This is a genomic window from Pantoea sp. UBA7232 (genome assembly GCF_002473195.1).
In the GTDB taxonomy this organism is placed as follows: Bacteria; Pseudomonadota; Gammaproteobacteria; order Enterobacterales; family Enterobacteriaceae; genus Pantoea; species Pantoea eucrina.
Genome location: NZ_DKTK01000014.1, coordinates 23,135 through 41,756, shown reverse-complemented (window position 1 = coordinate 41,756; position 18,622 = coordinate 23,135). Strand labels below are relative to the sequence as shown.

16 protein-coding genes are annotated in these 18,622 nt (G+C 54.7%); 12 read left to right on the top strand and 4 right to left on the bottom strand.

What is annotated here, in order from left to right:
• Window positions 1-2 precede the first annotated feature (2 nt).
• The 3 genes from B4056_RS13180 to B4056_RS13170 all read left to right on the top strand — a co-directional run bounded on the left by B4056_RS13180 (window position 3) and on the right by B4056_RS13170 (window position 3,658).
• Window positions 3-1,469, top strand: coding sequence for an amino acid permease (locus tag B4056_RS13180; protein ID WP_094111858.1), 1,467 nt, complete (start codon window positions 3-5; stop codon window positions 1,467-1,469).
• A gap of 321 nt (window positions 1,470-1,790) precedes the next feature.
• Window positions 1,791-2,870, top strand: coding sequence for a FecCD family ABC transporter permease (locus B4056_RS13175; protein ID WP_094111859.1), 1,080 nt, complete (start codon window positions 1,791-1,793; stop codon window positions 2,868-2,870).
• On the top strand, window positions 2,870-3,658 hold the full coding sequence (locus tag B4056_RS13170; RefSeq protein ID WP_094111860.1) for an ABC transporter ATP-binding protein: 789 nt from the start codon (window positions 2,870-2,872) through the stop codon (window positions 3,656-3,658). Before B4056_RS13175 ends, B4056_RS13170 begins: the two co-directional genes overlap by 1 nt.
• Before the next feature lie 237 nt (window positions 3,659-3,895).
• On the opposite strand, the gene B4056_RS13165 is transcribed toward B4056_RS13170, so the two are convergent.
• Window positions 3,896-4,366, bottom strand: coding sequence for a hypothetical protein (locus tag B4056_RS13165; RefSeq protein WP_113655365.1), 471 nt, complete (start codon window positions 4,364-4,366; stop codon window positions 3,896-3,898).
• Between the two features lie 95 nt (window positions 4,367-4,461).
• On the opposite strand from B4056_RS13165, the gene B4056_RS13160 reads away from it, so the two are divergent.
• The 5 genes from B4056_RS13160 to B4056_RS13140 all read left to right on the top strand — a co-directional run bounded on the left by B4056_RS13160 (window position 4,462) and on the right by B4056_RS13140 (window position 10,881).
• A complete protein-coding gene (locus B4056_RS13160) occupies window positions 4,462-5,307 on the top strand; it encodes a hypothetical protein (RefSeq protein WP_113655364.1) in 846 nt (281 codons plus the stop codon).
• A gap of 755 nt (window positions 5,308-6,062) precedes the next feature.
• Window positions 6,063-6,584, top strand: a complete 522-nt coding sequence (locus B4056_RS13155) for a fimbrial protein (protein ID WP_039385450.1) — start codon at window positions 6,063-6,065, stop codon at window positions 6,582-6,584.
• A 43-nt stretch (window positions 6,585-6,627) separates the two neighbouring features.
• Window positions 6,628-7,296, top strand: coding sequence for a fimbrial biogenesis chaperone (locus B4056_RS13150; protein WP_288654962.1), 669 nt, complete (start codon window positions 6,628-6,630; stop codon window positions 7,294-7,296).
• A 92-nt stretch (window positions 7,297-7,388) separates the two neighbouring features.
• Entirely contained in the window at window positions 7,389-9,863 is a 2,475-nt protein-coding gene (locus tag B4056_RS13145; RefSeq protein ID WP_288654960.1) for a fimbria/pilus outer membrane usher protein, read from the top strand.
• A gap of 10 nt (window positions 9,864-9,873) precedes the next feature.
• Window positions 9,874-10,881 (top strand): fimbrial protein, encoded by a 1,008-nt coding sequence (locus B4056_RS13140; RefSeq protein WP_288654958.1) that lies wholly within the window; start codon window positions 9,874-9,876, stop codon window positions 10,879-10,881.
• Between the two features lie 108 nt (window positions 10,882-10,989).
• Here B4056_RS13140 and fghA read toward each other — a convergent pair whose 3' ends face one another.
• The 3 genes from fghA to ptrR are packed head-to-tail and all read right to left on the bottom strand — an operon-like array spanning window position 10,990 to window position 13,944.
• Entirely contained in the window at window positions 10,990-11,832 is an 843-nt protein-coding gene (gene fghA / locus B4056_RS13135) for an S-formylglutathione hydrolase (protein ID WP_094111865.1), read from the bottom strand.
• An 11-nt stretch (window positions 11,833-11,843) separates the two neighbouring features.
• Window positions 11,844-12,968 (bottom strand): S-(hydroxymethyl)glutathione dehydrogenase/class III alcohol dehydrogenase, encoded by a 1,125-nt coding sequence (locus B4056_RS13130; protein WP_288654955.1) that lies wholly within the window; start codon window positions 12,966-12,968, stop codon window positions 11,844-11,846.
• 49 nt (window positions 12,969-13,017) lie between these two features.
• On the bottom strand, window positions 13,018-13,944 hold the full coding sequence (ptrR, locus tag B4056_RS13125) for a putrescine utilization regulator PtrR (RefSeq protein WP_039385440.1): 927 nt from the start codon (window positions 13,942-13,944) through the stop codon (window positions 13,018-13,020).
• 305 nt (window positions 13,945-14,249) lie between these two features.
• On the opposite strand from ptrR, the gene folE reads away from it, so the two are divergent.
• From folE to mglB, 4 genes are all read left to right on the top strand, one after another.
• Window positions 14,250-14,915 (top strand): GTP cyclohydrolase I FolE, encoded by a 666-nt coding sequence (folE, locus tag B4056_RS13120; RefSeq protein WP_039385439.1) that lies wholly within the window; start codon window positions 14,250-14,252, stop codon window positions 14,913-14,915.
• Window positions 14,916-14,962: 47 nt separating this feature from the next.
• Complete coding sequence (gene yeiB, locus B4056_RS13115) at window positions 14,963-16,123, top strand: DUF418 domain-containing protein YeiB (protein ID WP_288654952.1); 1,161 nt, start codon at window positions 14,963-14,965, stop codon at window positions 16,121-16,123.
• A gap of 141 nt (window positions 16,124-16,264) precedes the next feature.
• The gene (galS, locus tag B4056_RS13110) at window positions 16,265-17,305 is read left to right on the top strand and encodes an HTH-type transcriptional regulator GalS (protein WP_039385437.1); all 1,041 of its coding nucleotides are present in this window, start codon (window positions 16,265-16,267) and stop codon (window positions 17,303-17,305) included.
• A 307-nt stretch (window positions 17,306-17,612) separates the two neighbouring features.
• The gene (gene mglB / locus B4056_RS13105; protein ID WP_071668025.1) at window positions 17,613-18,608 is read left to right on the top strand and encodes a galactose/glucose ABC transporter substrate-binding protein MglB; all 996 of its coding nucleotides are present in this window, start codon (window positions 17,613-17,615) and stop codon (window positions 18,606-18,608) included.
• Window positions 18,609-18,622: the final 14 nt, after the last annotated feature.

Genomic DNA, 18,622 nt, shown 5'->3' with positions numbered 1-18,622 from the left:
ACATGCATAATGACTCAAAAACAACACAACAACCTGGGCTGCGCCGTGAATTAAAAGCGCGCCACCTCACTATGATCGCCATCGGCGGCTCCATTGGTACCGGCCTGTTTGTCGCTTCCGGCGCCACCATTTCACAGGCCGGACCCGGCGGCGCGCTGCTCTCCTATGCCCTGATTGGGCTGATGGTCTACTTTCTGATGACCAGCCTCGGCGAACTGGCTGCCTTTATGCCGGTTTCCGGCTCTTTTGCCACCTATGGCGCAAAATATGTTGAAGAGGGCTTTGGCTTCGCGCTGGGCTGGAACTACTGGTACAACTGGGCGGTGACCATTGCTGTTGATCTGGTCGCCTCGCAGCTGGTGATGAACTACTGGTTCCCCGATACGCCAGGCTGGATCTGGAGCGCCACTTTTCTCTGCCTGATGTTCCTGATTAACTTTATCTCGGTTAAAGGTTTTGGCGAAACAGAGTACTGGTTCTCGCTGATTAAAGTCGTCACCGTCGTTATTTTTATCGTGGTGGGGATTCTGATGATCACCGGCATTATGCGCGGTGCGGAACATGCAGGCTGGCACAACTGGACCGTGGGCGATGCGCCTTTTGCCGGCGGGTTTTCTGCAATGATCGGCGTGGCGATGATTGTCGGCTTCTCTTTTCAGGGCACCGAGCTTATCGGCATCGCCGCCGGTGAATCGGAAGATCCGGCCAAAAATATTCCGCGCGCGGTGCGGCAGGTTTTCTGGCGTATTCTGCTGTTTTATGTGTTTGCGATTCTGATCATCAGCCTGATCCTGCCCTATACCGATCCGCAGTTGCTGCATAATGACGTGACCGATATCAGCGTCAGCCCGTTTACGCTGGTGTTCCAGAATGCCGGTCTGCTCTCAGCGGCGGCGATCATGAACGCAGTCATCCTGACGTCGGTGCTTTCAGCGGGTAACTCCGGTATGTACGCCTCAACGCGCATGCTGTTTAATCTCGCCCGTGAGGGCAAAGCGCCGCGCATCTTTGCAAAACTCTCCAGAGGCGGCGTGCCGCGCAATGCGCTGATTGCGACCACCGTGGTAGCGGGTCTCTGCTTCCTGACGTCAAAGTTTGGTAATCAGGAAGTTTACCTGTGGCTGCTTAATACCTCAGGTATGACCGGTTTTATCGCCTGGCTGGGCATTGCCATCAGCCACTATCGTTTCCGTCGCGGCTATGAAGCGCAGGGGCGCGATCTGGCCGATTTACCTTACCGCTCCGGCTTTTTCCCACTGGGCCCTGTCTTCGCCTTTGTGCTCTGCCTGATTATTACGCTGGGGCAGAACTACCAGGCGTTCCTCGCCGACACCATCGACTGGTACGGCGTGGCGGCAACTTATATCGGTATCCCGCTATTTCTGATTATCTGGATGGGCTACCGGCTGACGCGCGGCAGCCGCGTAGTGAAATATAGCGAGATGGAGTTCCCGGTTTTTAAACAGTAAAACCTGGCGTGGCGGCATTCCAATCCAGACGTAGGGGGCGCATTTTTGCGCCCCTGGTTTCAGGCGATTCACCCAACCCAGGGCGGCATTAATGCCGCCCCTGTGATTGCACGATATGCAGGGGACGCATTTATGCGTCCCTGATTTCATGCGATTCACCCGGACCAGGGCGGCATCAATGCCGCCCCTACGCATTTATGTGTTCCTGGCATATTGATGCATCCCTGCCGGTTTGAGCTTTGTTACAGAGATATAATTGATAATTATTATCACCTGCTCTATTGTGTCAGCCGTTATGATTACGGCTATACAGGTAGACTCATGCGTACGACGGATTCCGTGCTGATAGCGGAACACCCCCCTGAAGCTGACACCCTGACACGTTATCGTCAGGTGCTGCGTCAGCGACTGCTGCTGACTGGCGCACTGGTTGTTGCTATTCTCGCCTCGGTTATTCTCGATTTCACCCTCGGTCCGGCCGGGCTTACGCTGGAAACGCTCGGGCAGACCTTGCTGCATCCGGCCGCGATGGATGCCGGTACCCGCGTCATCGTCTGGGATATCCGTCTGCCCTATGCGCTGATGGCGGTGGTTGTCGGGCTGGCGCTGGGACTGGCGGGTGCCGAGATGCAAACCATTCTGAACAACCCGCTGGCGAGTCCTTTTACGCTGGGCGTCTCTTCCGCTGCAGCCTTTGGTGCCGCGCTGGCAATTATCCTCGGCGTCGGTTTTCCCGGCCTCTCCGATCAGTGGTTTATCTCCGCTAACGCCTTCGTGTTTGCGCTGTTTGCCGCGCTGATGCTGGATGGCATTACGCGCTGGAGCAAAGTCTCGACCTCCGGCGTGGTGCTGTTTGGTATTGCGCTGGTATTTACCTTCAACGCCCTGGTTTCCATGATGCAGTTTATCGCCAGCGAAGATACGCTGCAGGGACTGGTGTTCTGGACCATGGGTAGCCTGGCGCGCGCATCGTGGGAGAAGCTGGGCGTGCTGAGCGCTGCGTTTGCGCTGCTGGTACCGTTTTCCATGCTCAGCAGCTGGAAGCTGACCGCGCTGCGGCTGGGGGAAGATCGCGCCATTAGTTTTGGTATCGACGTGCGCCGTCTGCGACTGGCAACGCTGTTACGCATCAGCATTCTCTCGGCGCTGGCAGTAGCCTTTGTCGGCCCGATTGGCTTTATCGGCCTCGTCGCCCCGCATATCGCCCGCATGATGTTTGGCGAAGATCATCGTTACTATCTGCCCGCCAGCGCGCTGGTGGGCGCATTGGTGCTGTCGCTGGCCTCGGTTGCGTCGAAAAACCTGATCCCGGGCGTGATTATTCCGGTGGGGATCGTGACCTCGCTGGTCGGCGTTCCCTTCTTTCTGAGTATTATTCTGCGTCACCGGGGGAGCGTGTAATGGATTCAGGCTTACGTATTGAGCAGTTCAGCGCCGGTTACCCTAAGCGTCAGGTGATCGACAATCTGGACGTTGCCACGCTGCCGCGCGGCAAAATCACCGTGCTGCTTGGCCCGAACGGCTGCGGTAAATCCACGCTGCTGCGCGCGCTGGCGGGCCTGGGTAAAGGCGAGGGCGCACTCTGGCTGAACGGCGTTGATTTAATGGCGCAGCCCTTCACGCAGCGAGCAAAGCGGGTGGTCTACCTGCCGCAGACGCTGCCGGCCGGGGTTCATCTGCACGTACTGGAATCGATTATCGTGGCGCAGCGCGCCTCGGGCGGCCTCCATAGTGCGGACAGCGAAGCAGAAATTATGGCGCTGCTTGAGCAGCTGGGTATCGCTCATCTGGCGATGCGCTACCTCGATCAGCTCTCAGGCGGGCAGAAACAGCTGGTAGGTCTGGCGCAGTCGCTGATCCGCCGGCCGGAGCTGCTGCTGCTGGATGAACCGCTGAGCGCGCTGGATCTCAACTATCAGTTTCACGTGATGGATCTGGTACGACGCGAAACCCGGCTGCGCAATATGGTCACGGTGGTGGTGGTGCACGATATCAATATTGCGCTGCGGCATGCTGACCACGCGCTAATGCTGAAGCAGGGCCGGCGTCTGGCGGATGGCATACCTGCAGAGGTGATTACGCCGCAGACGCTGGCGCAGGTGTATGGCGTGCGCGGCCGGATTGAGCACTGCTCGCAGGGCATGCCGCAGGTAATGATTGACGGGCTGGTGGCAGAGTCGCTGATGTAGCTATATCTGCAATGCCAAATCTATAGTGTGATGGCTTGCCTGCCCACTGCTCGATCGGCCAGCCTGTCTCCTTCACCGGTATCGACACCTGTCAGGCCCTTTCGCCCTTTCAGCCCTGCAGTTAAGCGACAGGTTCACTATGAATGGCTATGAGGCCATGCAGGGGGCATGACCTCTTAAGGCCAGAGATATGCCAGCATGGCGTGAGAGGGACTTAACCTGCACGATTTTTTCATTTCAAAATATCGATGAGAGCTTATCAATATTAAGCTTTTTAAGCGCTGAATGTCGCTGAGAATAAAACGTTTTAATGCTGCAGCTCCAGTCAAGCTTCCTGGTTTTCGTTAGCAGCGTTGTCTTTAATGCTTCAAATTCCCTTGGCGTAATGATTTTTTTATTGCTGCTGCATTTATACAGATTGCCCATAGCGGCAGAGTAGATCTTACCATTGTCAAATATAATGATTTTGCTGGAGCGGTAAGCCAGGCTGATAGCTAAAGGCATCATATCTCTGGACACCAGCAGTAAGATGATTTCATCAGCCCGCTCATTCTCTTCGCAAAAGCAGATGAAATCTTTTAGTGATGCTTTGTTAAGCAGGAAAACCGATGCTTTACTAAAATGAAAAAGAAAGCGCTCTTGCAGATAAAGTTCGCTAAATCCCCTCTCCAGAAAGTAGTTTTCTTTTTGAATTAAATTAACATCCATATTACACCCCGTTAACAGTATGGTTGATTTTATTTCCATTCTTTTGCTTTTAGCCGTAGCATATAATTCCCAGGGCCATAGGATCGGGAATTCTTATGAAAACAGGTGTAAAAGCAACTACAGTCAGAGATATCGAAAATTGCTATAGCAAAATAATGCAAAGCGAAAATTTTCATGCGGCTTTGATGACGCATGCAAATATGATCTGTAAAGAGTTCGCATCCAATAAGATTTTCTATAAATACATTTTCAAAAATAACAGATTTCTTGCATCCGTGATTATCACATGTGTCTTCTTTAAAAAAGAGAAGCCTTGCCTGAATGATATAAAGTATCAGTGCATCAGAACCAATATGATCAGTCCTAATACTGTCTCTTCTCTGCTATTACTGTTAAAAACGGGTAGCTATATATCCACCAGAAAAGACACTATTGATAAGAGAAAAACGCATTTTTCAATTACTGACCGGGGATTGAAGTCAGCGATGTCGTTAACAAAGACGGTGGCTATTCCATTAGATGAAATGGGTATAACGGATTTCAAAGTCAATAACTTCTCAGTAGAGAATATGCAAAGCTTCTTTAAAAGATACTATGACATATTTCATCACGATATCCATCTTATTAATATTGCTGACAAAGCTGATATTTTTATCAACAAAGACTCCGGTCATATGATTATGACTCATCTATATCTTCACGGAACTACCGCACAAGACTGCGGTGAGGCATTAACCATCATCAGCCTGGCGAAGCGCTGCGGCGTATCACGTTCGCATCTTCGTAACATCATATTAGAAGCGAAAGAAAATTCCCTGGTGGATTACGATCCGAAATCAGGCCGCATACACATTCTGGAGTCTTATAATGCGATGTATCATAAATATATGGCGTATTATTTTTCTTTTGTCCTTTATGCCGCCGAGAATTTCAAAGATTAGTTGCTCTTCCTTTCTGCATTGCGGTAACACTGGTAATGCAGAAAGAGTAAGTAATCCTCCTGGCTTTGTAAATGTTAATGATTAGACCCAAAAAAAAACACCTGATCTGGACAGGTGACTTCCCCTGAACGCAAAGAGCTGAATAAAAGATCGCATTTAGCAAGCATTCTTTCTTAGCAAGCAAGGCACGATACTAAAAGCGTTGCATTTCGGCGATAATGCCGAACTATGATTATAACTAATTGTTTTTGATCAATAATATGCAATGATAGTTGTCATGATAGACCCATCTGCTTTTGTGATTCAAATTTTTAATTCATAATAGCTAATGTAAATGATCAACGGTGATTATTATTACACAGGTAAACCGATCATTGTTTCTTAACTGAATCATTAAAGAAAACGTATTTTGCTATCCTGGTTAGCTGTTTATTCGAAATGCGAGTTAGGATTTTTCTCAATACCGATCAGTATGCCTGGATACATATAGGAATATAATAAAATAGGATGATTTAAATAATCTTATTACCTGGTTTTTAATTTTACATAAACGTGCTCTGAACGGGCTGAAGCAGATATAAATTCTGTCTCTGCCGTTATGTCATTTTTTTATTTCAATTTATTCCGCTGCTTTTTTTTCAGGTTTACCGGGTTAGCTCGTAACTCTACTCTCTGGCTTCCCTGGTCAGGGATTGATAGTTAGGGCGATAGCTGTTTTTCGGCAGCATTCGGTTATCTTGAGACGAGGTATAATTATGAAAAAAACGACACTTATTGCTGTGCTGGCGGCTGCCGGCATGTGCCCGGCCGTATTTGCTGCCGATGGCACAATAAATTTCACCGGGAGTATCCGCGATACAGCCTGCACCGTTAATACCAGCTCTGCTACGCAGACCGTCAATCTGGGCACTGTAGCCGCCAGCTCTTTTGGCGCGGCCGGTACGCAGGCCTCGGCAACGCGTTTTACCATTAACCTTACCAGCTGTCCGACAGCGGTGACGTCAGCCAGCATCCGCTTTGACGGTCCGCTGGCGAGCGGCAACTCAAGCCTGCTCGGCCTGACGTCCGGAACCGGCGTGGCTACCGGCGTTGGTATCGGTATCTATGAACAGAACAGCACCACGCTGATTCCTGTCGGGCAGGCATCTGCGCCTGTCACGCTCTCTTCTACCGGCACCAATGCCCTTAATTTCATCGCCAAATATGTGTCAACTGCTGCCACCGTTGGCGCAGGTACGGCGAATGCTGCTGCCACGTTTACCGTTGCCTATAACTGATAATGCGAGCCGCTTGCGGCTCCTTCTCTTCAGGGAAGACTTCATGATTCGTTTTTGTATTCTATTGATAGTGCTGATCAATCCACTGATGAGTCTGGCAGGGGTTGAGATAGGGGGTTCACGGCTCATTTATGAGGGGAATGCGCGGCAGGCTGCGCTGAGCATCAGTAATCCGGATGATTATCCCTACCTGATTCAGGCATGGGTAGATAAAGATCCTACACAACGTCACAGTGACAACACGTTTATTGCCACGCCGCCCCTGTTCCGGCTGAAGCCGCATACGCAAAATTCTGTCCGCATTGTCTATACCGGCGCGGCGCTGCCTGCCGATCGGGAATCTCTGTACTGGCTGAGCATTAAGTCCGTGCCGGGCACGCCGAAAGAGGAGACCAATCGCCTGTTAATCACCGTAAAAAGCGTCTTCAAACTCTTTTACCGGCCGGCAGGGTTACCAGGCGATGCGGCGACAGCGTTTGAAAAAATCACTTTTCGTCGTCAGGGCGACCGTATTTACGCTTCTAATCCCACGCCGTTTTATATCTCCTTTTATGAACTGAAAATGGGCAACGCTAAGCTGAAATCGCTGCCTGTGCTCAGTCCATTATCAGAGCAGGCTATCGATTTTCCGCCGGGAACCGCAGGCACGCTATCCTGGCGGGCGATTAATGATTACGGCGGTATTACCGACGTCAGAACTGCAAAAATCTGATTAAGGCCTGACCATCAATGCGGACGACGCTTTTTACCCGCCAGTCAGGCCGGTCGGCGTCAGCGATGACAGGCTTCATGCTGGCAGCGCTGATGAGCCCTCCCGGATCTGCAACAGATTATTTTGATCCTGCCGCGCTCGAGCTGCGCGGGCAGGTGAGTGCTATCGACCTCTCGGCACTGGAACAGCCCGGCGGTCAGATCCCCGGACGATATCGGACGGAAATCTATCTGAACAGCCGCTATATGGCTGAAAGAATACTAAATTTCACGCTGGGTGAGCGTGGACTTATCCCGGAGATCACTAAAGAAGATCTGCTTTCCTGGGGCGTGCGCAGCCAGGCGACACCGGCATTTTCAGCGATGAGCAAGGGATCACTCCGCCAGCCGATCGATCGCGTCCTGCCCGACGGCCAGCTTAGCTATGACTTTGCTCAGCGGCGTCTGGATATCAGCATTCCTCAGGCGTTTATGCAGCAGAGTGTGCAGGGAGCGATCTCCCCTGAAGAGTGGGATGACGGGCTGCCTGCTGCCTTTGTGAATTACGCCTACAGCGGTGCCAGCAGCCGCAGCGACGCTCGTCAGGGAACGGTTCAGAATAATTATCTGAATCTGCGCAGTGGCGTAAACCTGGGAGCATGGCGTCTCAGAAACTATTCATCCTGGTCTGATAACGGGCGCTCGCGCCAGTGGAACAGCATCAATACTTACCTGCAGCATGACGTTAAATCACTTAACGCGCAGTTTGTGGCGGGCGACAGCTATAGCCCGGCAGGCGTGTTCGATAGCGTCGCTTTTCGCGGCGTGCAGCTCTACTCTGATGACAATATGCTGCCGGAAAGCCGCCGTGGATTTGCCCCGGTCATTCGCGGCATCGCGCAGAGTAATGCGCGCGTTACCATTCGCCAGGATGGAAACATCATCTATCAGGCTTATGTTCCACCAGGACCTTTTGCAATTACCGATCTCTATCCTGTCTCCTCAGGCGGCGATCTCAGCGTCTCAATTCGCGAAGCAGATGGCACAGTGCGTCAGTATGTTCAGGCATTCTCAGCAGTGCCGCTGATGCTGCGTGAAGGTCAGGCTAAATATGCACTGACGGCGGGTAAGTATCGGGTGGTTGCCGCTGATAATGCCGCCCGGTACGAACCACTCTTTTTGCAGACAACCGGGAGCTATGGTCTGACGAATGCCAGCACGCTCTACGGCGGAATAATCCTGTCCGGCGATTATATGAGCAGTAGTCTGGGATCGGCTAAAGGGCTGGGTTATCTGGGTTCGGTCTCGATAGACGGAACCTGGGCGCATGCGCAGTCAGGTGAGATCGAAAAACAGGGGGCATCGTTCCGTTTTCAGTATGCCAAAGATTTTACCGCCAGCGGAACCACGTTTAATCTGGCCGGCTATCGCTACTCAACATCCGGCTATATGGATTTTAATGAGGCAAATGGCTATTACAATACGCCCCCGCTTAATGCCAGCAATGATGAGCTGATTGGTTCAAAGCAGGCGCAACGCGTCTGGACGGAGTGGCGCAATCGCCACAATAAACGCAGCCGGGCCGAGCTAAACATCAATCAGAGGCTGGGCGATTTTGGCAGTCTCTATCTGTCTGCTTATCAGCAACAATACTGGGGCATAAGCGGCCGGGAAAATACGTTTAATCTCGGCTACAGCATCAGCCACAATGCGGTGAGCTATACGCTTAACTACATGCGTTCGTCCTCGCCCTGGCTAAGCCAGCAGAATAACGTGTTTTCGCTGGCCGTTCAGATTCCGTTTGAACGCTTCATGCCGAAAAGCTGGCTTAACGTCTCAGCCAGCCAGACAAACAGTAGTGGATTGATGGCATCAGCCGGTGTTGCGGGCGTGGCGCTGGCGGATAACACGCTTAGCTATAACATTCAGCAGGGTTATGCCAGCCGGGGAACCGGCGGGTCGGGCAGCGCAACCCTCGACTATAAAGGTTCTTCCGGTGAATATCTGGCGGGCTATAACGTAACCCGCCAGACGCGACAGCTTAATTATGGCGTCATGGGGGGGATCCTGGTTCACCCCTGGGGCCTTACTCTATCGCAGCCCTTAGGCGATACGATGGCGCTGGTAAGGGCAGACAAAGCGGCAAATGTGAAGGTAGAAAATAGCACTGGTGTTTATACCGATAGCCGGGGTTATGCCGTGGTGCCCTATCTCTCTCCCTACCAGCGAAACATCATCAAACTAGATTCCGGCACGCTGGCCGACGACATCGATCTTACTGCAGATACCCGTCGTGTTGTGCCAGGACAGGGCGCGCTGGTTCTGGCAGATTTCCCGACAGCGGCGGGGCAGAAAATAATGCTGACGCTGAATTCAGAAAAAACTATTCCTTATGGCGCGTCGGCCACGGTAACCAGCGGCAGCCAGACATCATCAGGTATCGTAGACGATCGTCATCAGGTTTATCTGAGCGGCGTGCCGTCGCGCGGCACGGTAAAGGTGGTCTGGCAGCATGACGGATGTCAGGCCGATTACGTCCTTCCCGGCGACAAGCCGGTTATACAACTTATTAGCCTGCAATGCCGGTAAAGGATTAACCATGCGAAAAATTCTGCTGCTTACTATTCTGGCTCTGCCCGGTGCCTTTACGGTGCAAACGGCTTACGCCTGGAACTGTTCCGTTGCGACAGCGACAAGCGTTATCACGCCGCCAACGCTGGTGGTACAGAGAGATCTACCGGTTGGCGCCATGATCGGGAGCGTGCTGACCTCAGATATGGCGGGAAGATTTAGCTGTTCAGATACGCCTGCGCCGGCGCTGACCTATCAGGAGTTTGGCATCAAGAGTCATGGCAAAAATGTCACGATTATTGACGGACGCAATATCTACAGTACCGGTATTGCAGGCATTGGCTACGCATTCGGCGGGCTGTCCGGGAATAACTGTGCCGGCACGTCAGGGTGGGTGGATAGTGTCTGGGGACCGAACGTTCAGCAGCTCTGCAAAAGCAGTGGCCTGCTGGCCAGTCAGCCGATGACGGGGCAGGCGCTGGTGCAGTTCTATAAGACGGCGCAAACCACCGGCAGCGGTAGCGTCGGCGCGCAGCTGATTGGCTCATTTATCCTGCGCAACAATCAGTCAGCCTGGATGTGGCCGGAGGCATATATCAACCTCGGTGCATTGACGGTAACGACGGTGGCCTGTTCGGTAACCAATAGCGCGCTTTCGGTCACAATGGGTACGGTGCAGAAGCGGGCCTTCAGGGGCGCGGGCACGGGACCGGGCGACAGTTTTACCCGCACGCTGACCATTCCGCTGAACTGCAATGCAGGTACGCGGGTAAACGTGCAGATCGATGGCAGCGTTCAGGATGCGGCAAATGGCGTACTCAATCTGACCGGCGGAACTGGCAGTGCAACAGGAGTGGGCATTCAGCTGCTCTACAACAATGTACCGTTAACGCTGCAAAAGCCAATTAACACCGGCAGTGCGGACACAGCCGGAACGTTCAGTATCCCGCTGCAGGCGCGCTATTATCAGACCGGAAGTGATATTACGCCCGGTACAGCAAATGCCACCGCCACCTTTACAATTACCTATCAGTAATGGTGCGACGCCTGCCGGGAAGGTCTAATCGCAGTGAACCGGTCAGAGATAAGCGGAAGGGGCAGCTGATAGCCAGCCCGGGCTGAGAAGCCCGCGGCTGGCAAAGGACTATACCAGCAGATGTTTCGCGTGAAAGCGCAGGTGATCTTCCACAAAAGTGGCGATAAAGAAGTAGCTGTGGTCGTAACCCGGCTGAATGCGCAGCTCCAGCGGGAATCCCTGTTCGCGCGCAATCGCCTCAAGGCGCTCCGGACGCAGCTGGTCCGCGAGAAACTGATCGCCGTCGCCCTGATCGATCAGCAGCGGCAGACGCTGCTCCGCCTCCTGCATCAGCAGGCAACTGTCCCATTCCCGCCACGCCTGGCGGTCGTCGCCGAGATAGGCAGTAAACGCCTTTTGTCCCCAGGGGACGTCGCAGGGATTCACAATCGGTGCAAAGGCTGAAGCGGAAGCAAAGCGTCCGCCGAGGCGCAGTGCCAGTACCAGCGCACCGTGTCCTCCCATTGAGTGGCCCATAATCGACTGCCGATCGCTCAGCTTGAAGTTATCCGCCAGCAGCGCCGGCAGCTCCTCGCTGAGGTAGTCAAACATACGATAGTGCGCCGCCCACGGCTGCTGCGTTGCGTTGAGATAGAAGCCGGCGCCCTGGCCGAGATCGTAACTCTCATCGTTAGCCACCGCGTCCCCGCGCGGGCTGGTGTCCGGCATAATCAGCACCAGACCCAGCTCTGCGGCCACGCGCTGCGCGCCCGCTTTGGTGGTGAAATTTTCGTCGCTGCAGGTCAGTCCGGCGAGAAACCAGACCGCAGGCGGCGGCGTATCAGCTTTGGGCGGCGGTAAAAAAATGCTGAACGTCATCGGGCAGTTCAGCACCGATGACTGATGTCGCCAGCGTTGTTGCCAGCCGCTAAAGATGCGGTGTTCTTCCAGCAGTTCCAGCGTGGATGCCATAACGCCTCCGGTTATTTGTTGAAGTGCACCACAGAGCGAATCGATTTCCCTTCGTGCATCAGATCAAAGGCGTCGTTGATCTCATCCAGCGCCATGGTATGGGTGATGAAATCGTTCAGCGCAAACTTGCCATCCAGATAATCCTGCACGATACCCGGCAGCTGGCTGCGGCCTTTCACGCCGCCAAACGCGGAACCCCGCCAGACGCGGCCCGTGACCAGCTGGAACGGGCGGGTGGAGATCTCTTCACCGGCACCGGCCACGCCGATGATGACCGACTCACCCCAGCCTTTATGACAGCACTCCAGCGCCGAACGCATGACGTTGACGTTACCGATACACTCAAATGAGAAATCGACGCCGCCATCGGTCAGCTCAACGATGACATCCTGAATAGGCTTATCGTAATCTTTCGGGTTGATCAGGTCGGTGGCACCCAGCTTGCGGGCCAAATCAAATTTGCTGGTATTGATATCGATAGCGATAATGCGGCCCGCTTTTGCCATCTGCGCACCGATGATCGCCGAGAGGCCAATACCGCCGAGACCAAAAATTGCCACGGTATCGCCCGCTTTAACTTTAGCGGTATTCATCACCGCGCCCATGCCGGTGGTCACGCCGCAGCCCAGCAGGCACACCTCTTCCAGCGGAGCTTCTTTACTGATTTTCGCCAGCGAGATTTCCGGTACAACGGTGTACTCGGAAAAAGTAGAGGTGCCCATATAGTGGAAAATAGGCTGGCCATCTTTAAAGAAGCGCGTAGTGCCATCCGGCATCAGTCCCTTGCCCTGGGTGGCGCGGATCGCCTGGCAGAGGTTGGTTTTGCCGGAGAGACAGAACTTACATTTGCCGCACTCCGGAGTGTAGAGCGGGATAACGTGATCGCCCACGGCGACGCTGGTAACGTCTTCGCCCACCGCTTCCACCACGCCGCCACCTTCATGACCGAGAATGGCCGGGAAAACGCCTTCCGGATCTTTGCCGGAGAGCGTATAGGCGTCGGTATGGCAAACGCCGGTAGCAACGATGCGTACTAACACTTCGCCTTTCTGCGGCGGCATCAAATCCACTTCTTCGATTTTCAGCGGCTCGCCAGGTGCCCAGGCAACGGCGGCACGGGTTTTAATCATGTTCATGCAATCCCTCTTGCGGTAGATGCGGGCCAGTGGCCCTGGTGGTCATTACTTATTTCAGCAGCGTCTGCTCGCTGTCCGGCAGCGGATGCAGCAGGCCGTCGTGCTGTGGCCGGTCATCAAACATATCGATAATCAGGTATTTCAGCGCCTCGACGTTCGGCGTAAACGCATCGCGTCGCCACATCAGCCAGGTAGCGGTATCGCGATAGAGCGGCGGCAGCGCGTGCTCCTGTACCCGCTCGCGCGCCGGCATCTGCGCCAGCACGGAGGCGGGCAGCATTGCCACGCCGCCGCCGCCCGCCACGCAGGCAACCATCGCGTGATAGGACTGGATCTCCATGACGTTGCGCGGTGCGCTCTGGCTGTCGCGGTACCAGCTCTCCAGCCGGGTGCGGTAGGAGCAGCTGTTGCCAAAGGCAAACAGCGTATCCTGCTGGGTATCGCGTGCGCTGAGGATCGGCGGATGTTCAGGGCTGGAGATCAGCACCATCTCTTCGCTGAAGGCGATACAGCCGTTCAGGTCATCATAGGGAGCCGGACCATCAACCAGCGCCGCCGCCAGCGTGCCGGCGCGCACTTTGTCGATGATATCGCCCGATGTGCCGGTCACCAGGGAGAGCGCCACCGCCGGGTAGCGCTGATGATAGGCGGCCAGCAGCGCCGGCAGGCGGGTAGCTGCCGTGCTCTCCATTGAACCAAAAGCAAAATTGCCGCCTGGCTCACCGGCGCGGGCGATATTCAGCGCTTCATCGCTCAGCGCCAGAATACGGCGGGCGTAGTTGAGAAAATTATGCCCCATCGGTGACAGACGCATGCGCTGCTTCTCGCGGATAAACAGGTCAACCCCGATCTCCTCTTCCAGCTGGCGCAGGCGCGTAGTGAGATTAGAGGGCACGCGATGCAGCTGTTCAGCGGCTCGCGCCAGAGAACCGGTATCGGCTACACAACAGAACATTCGCAGCTGAACTAAATCCATCTTCTCATCCCGTAAACAACAAGTGCAATGTTATTCATATTTTGTGAGTCTAAACTGCCCGCCGGCGGCTGGCAAGTGCGTTATTGCCGCTTTTGCAGTTTAGCCAGGCGCGCTGCTGATAAGTGTAGTGATAGCGACAGCAACAGCCGCTTTTTTGCGCCTTTTGGTGCCGCGCACGCGCACGTGCTGATTGCCAATCAGATTGATTACTGGATTAAGCCTGCGTTGTGTTTCACAATACGCGCTCAGAATTTCCCCCGCGGGCTATGTTCCGCGGGCGCATCACCTGCCGGAGAATGAGAACGATGAGCACCTTAAGTCAGGAAGCCGCCCTGGTTCATGAAGCGCTGCTGGCGCGCGGTCTGGAAACGCCGTTACGCGCCCCGGTGCGCGAAATGGATAGCGAAACGCGCAAGCGTGAAATTGCCGGTCACATGACGCAAATCATGCAGTTGCTGAATCTGGACCTGGAAGATGACAGCCTGATGGAGACGCCGCATCGCATCGCAAAAATGTATGTGGATGAGATTTTCTCAGGTCTCGATTACGCCAACTTCCCGAAAATCACCGTTATCGAAAACAAAATGAAAGTGGACGAGATGGTGACGGTGCGTGACATCACGCTGACCAGCACCTGCGAACACCATTTTGTGATCATCGATGGCAAGGCGACGGTGGCCTACATTCCCAAAGACAAAGTGATTGGCCTGTCGAAAATCAACCGCATCGTGCAGTTTTTCGCCCAGCGCCCGCAGGTGCAGGAGCGGCTGACGCAGCAGGTGCTGGTCGCGCTGCAGACGCTGCTTGGGACGACTAACGTGGCGGTGTCGATTGATGCAGTTCATTACTGCGTAAAAGCGCGCGGCGTGAAAGATGCGACCAGCGCAACCACGACCACGTCGCTGGGCGGGCTGTTTAAATCGAGCCAGAATACGCGTCAGGAGTTCCTGCGCGCGGTACGTCATATCTGATCCCCAGGCGGCCCCGGTGCCGCCTTTTTTGATGGCTGAGGGCCGCAATGCAACGCTACCAGGCGCTGGATTTTATTCGCGGATGCGCGGTTCTGGGCATTTTGCTGCTCAATATTACCGGCTTTGGCCTGCCGTCAGCCGCCTATCTTAATCCCGCCTGGCAGGGCAGCGTTACGCCGCAGGATGCCTGGACCTGGGCGATACTGGACGGGCTGGCGCAGCTGAAATTCCTCACGCTGTTCGCACTGCTGTTTGGCGCCGGACTGGCGCTGCAGATCCCCCGCGGTAAGCGCTGGATCAGCACGCGCCTGACGCTGCTGGTGCTGCTCGGGTTTATCCATGGCGTCTTCTTCTGGGAAGGGGATATTCTCCTCGACTACGGGCTTATCGGCCTGATTATCTGGCGTCTGCTGCGTGAAGTGCCCTCTGAGCGTGCGCTGTTTCAGACCGGCGTGCTGCTCTATCTGGTCGGCTGTGCGGTGCTGCTTATCTTCGGAGCGATCTCCGGCAATCAGAGCAGCAGCGGCTGGCAGCCAGGTGCCGCTGTGCTGGAGTATGAAAGTTACTGGAAGCTGGTGGGCGGCTGGGAAGCGGTACGCAACCGGCTCGATCTGCTCGCATCGGGCCTGATGGCGCTGGCATCCCAGTATGGCTGGCAGCTGGCGGGGCTGATGCTGATAGGTGCCGCGCTGCTGCGCTGCGGCTGGCTGACCGGTGAGTTCAGCCTGCAGCACTACCGGCGCGCCGCACTGCTGCTGCTGACGACCGGCTGGCTAATCGCGGTGCCGGGTATCGTTGCGCAGTGGCAGCTGCAGTGGGCGCAGCGCTGGACCAGCTTTTATCTGCAGGTGCCGCGCGATCTCGCCTCGCCTTTTATCAGCCTCGGCTATGCGGCGCTCTGTCTCGGCTTCTGGCCTGCGCTCGCGCGTAACCGGCTATGCAACCTGATTCAGGGAGTGGGGCGCATGGCGCTGAGCAACTATCTGTTACAGACGCTAATCTGTACCACGCTTTTCTACCGGTTTGATCTCTTCCTGCACTTTAACCGGTTACAGCTGCTGGCGCTGGTGCCCGCTATCTGGGTAGTCAATCTTCTCTTCTCAGCGCTCTGGCTGCGCTATTTTCGTCAGGGGCCGCTGGAGTGGCTGTGGCGCTGGCTGACGCAGCGTCTCTCTGCAACCGGCACCGCAGTGCCGCCTGTCAGATAATGACCTGCATCACAAAGATCGCATAAAGCAATGTAACCGTTTTCATGGATGTGAGCTGTTTCACGTAGCTGAAGTCTGCGGCCTGACACTATAGCGCTATTACGCGCCCGTCGCGTCTTTCAGCCTTTGTGGAACCGCTGCATGATAACGATTCGTGATGTCGCCCGACTGGCGGGAGTTTCTGTTGCCACCGTGTCGCGCGTGCTCAATAACAGCAGTGCCGTCACCTCTGATACCCGCGACGCCGTGCTGCAGGCGGTGGAATCGCTGGGCTATCGTCCGAACGCCAACGCACAGGCGCTCGCCACCCAGGTCAGCGACACGATTGGTGTCGTTGTCATGGATGTCTCCGATCCCTTTTTTGGCGCGCTGGTGAAAGCGGTGGATACCGTGGCGCAGCGGGTGCATAAGCATGTTCTCATCAGTAATTCCTGGCATCAGGAAGATAAAGAGCGGCACGCCATTGAGGTGCTGATCCGTCAGCGCTGCAATGCGCTGGTGGTACATGCGAAAACGCTTTCAGACGCTGAACTCACGCAGTTTATGGATCAGGTGCCGGGAATGGTGCTGGTTAACCGGGTGATCCGCGGCTACGAGCATCGCTGCGTCTGTCTCGACAATGTAACCGGTGCGCAGGTTGCCACCCGCATGCTGCTGCAGCAGGGGCATCAGCGTATCGGCTATCTCAGCTCCAGCCACCCGATTGAAGATGTGGCTCAGCGCCGCGATGGCTGGCTGCAGGCGCTGTCAGAGCAGGGTATCCAGCCGGCAGAGGCGTGGATCGCCCATGCTGAACCCGATATGCAGGGCGGTGAAGCCGCGATGGTGGAGCTGCTCGGGCGCAATTTGCATCTGACCGCCGTGTTTTCCTATAACGATGGCATGGCGGCTGGCGCCCTGACGGCGCTGAAAGATAACGGCATTCAGGTGCCGCAGCATTTTTCTGTCATCGGTTTTGATGACATTCCTATTTCCCGTTACACCGATCCCCAGCTGACAACCGTACGCTATCCCATTGTTTCTATGGCAAAACTGGCAACAGAGCTGGCGCTGAAAGGCGCAGCCGGTGAGCTGGATCCTCAGGCATCGCACTGCTTCATGCCTACGCTGGTGCGGCGTCACTCAGTGGCCCAGCGACAAATTGTGGAGTCGATCACTAATCCAGGCGATAGCGCCATGTAACCGTTTCCAATATGTGATTACATTCACAGTTAATTACCAGACCGCTCACTATGATGGCAGCGTCTTACCGGACTGAAACATCATGAAACGCCGGGTCACGCCTCTCCGGACAGGTTTCAGTAGCCGATTGAAATGGTTCACAACACTCTTCAGGAAGCGGTTACGTACAGGGAAGTCAGGATAGGGAGAGCGGTCCGGCCAATGCCTGCGCCTGCTCCAGAATGATAGCGTTTCAACCGACTGCGTTCGCTGCCCGCAGGCAGCAGGGCGCAATGAAATACCCTGCATAATTAAAACCGGAGATACCATGAATAAGAAGGTTTTCACGCTCACAGCACTGGTTGCCAGCATGATGTTTGGTGCAACTGCACACGCCGCCGATACCCGCATTGGCGTGACCATTTACAAATATGATGACAACTTCATGTCAATGGTGCGTAAGGATATCGAGAAAGAGGCGAAAACGCTGGGCGGCATTCAGCTGCTGATGAATGACTCGCAGAATGACCAGTCCAAACAGAACGATCAGATTGACGTGCTGATGGCCAAGGGCGTGAAAGCGCTGGCAATTAACCTGGTAGATCCGGCAGCGGCAGCGGTAGTCATCGACAAAGCAAAAGCCAATGACGTACCGATTGTGTTCTTCAACAAAGAGCCGAACGCCAAAGTGCTGGCCAGCTATCCGAAAGCCTATTATGTCGGTACAGACTCAAAAGAGTCAGGTATCAAACAGGGCGAGCTGATTGAGAAGCACTGGAAATCGACGCCAGCCTGGGATCTGAACAAAGATGGACAGATTCAGTTTGTCCTGCTGAAAGGCGAGCCAGGCCATCCGGATGCTGAAGCGCGTACCAAATATGTTATCGACACTCTGAACAAAGATGGCATCAAGACGCAGCAGCTGGCGATGGATACCGCAATGTGGGATACCGCTCAGGCGAAAGATAAAGTCGATGCGTGGCTCTCCGGTCCGAACGCTAACAAAATTGAAGTGATTATTGCCAACAACGATGCAATGGCAATGGGCGCGGTTGAAGCGCTGAAAGCACACAACAAATCAAGCATTCCGGTGTTTGGTGTCGATGCGCTGCCAGAAGCGCTGGCGCTGGTGAAATCGGGTGCGATGGCGGGTACCGTGCTGAACGATGCGGAAAACCAGGCGAAAGCCACGCTGGATATCGCGAAGAACCTGGCAGATGGCAAAGAGCCAACCGCGGGCACTAACTTCAAGATGGAAGATAAAGTGGTTCGCGTGCCTTATGTCGCCGTAGATAAAGAGAACCTCTCTCAGTTTGCGAAGTAATCTATTCCGGGCGC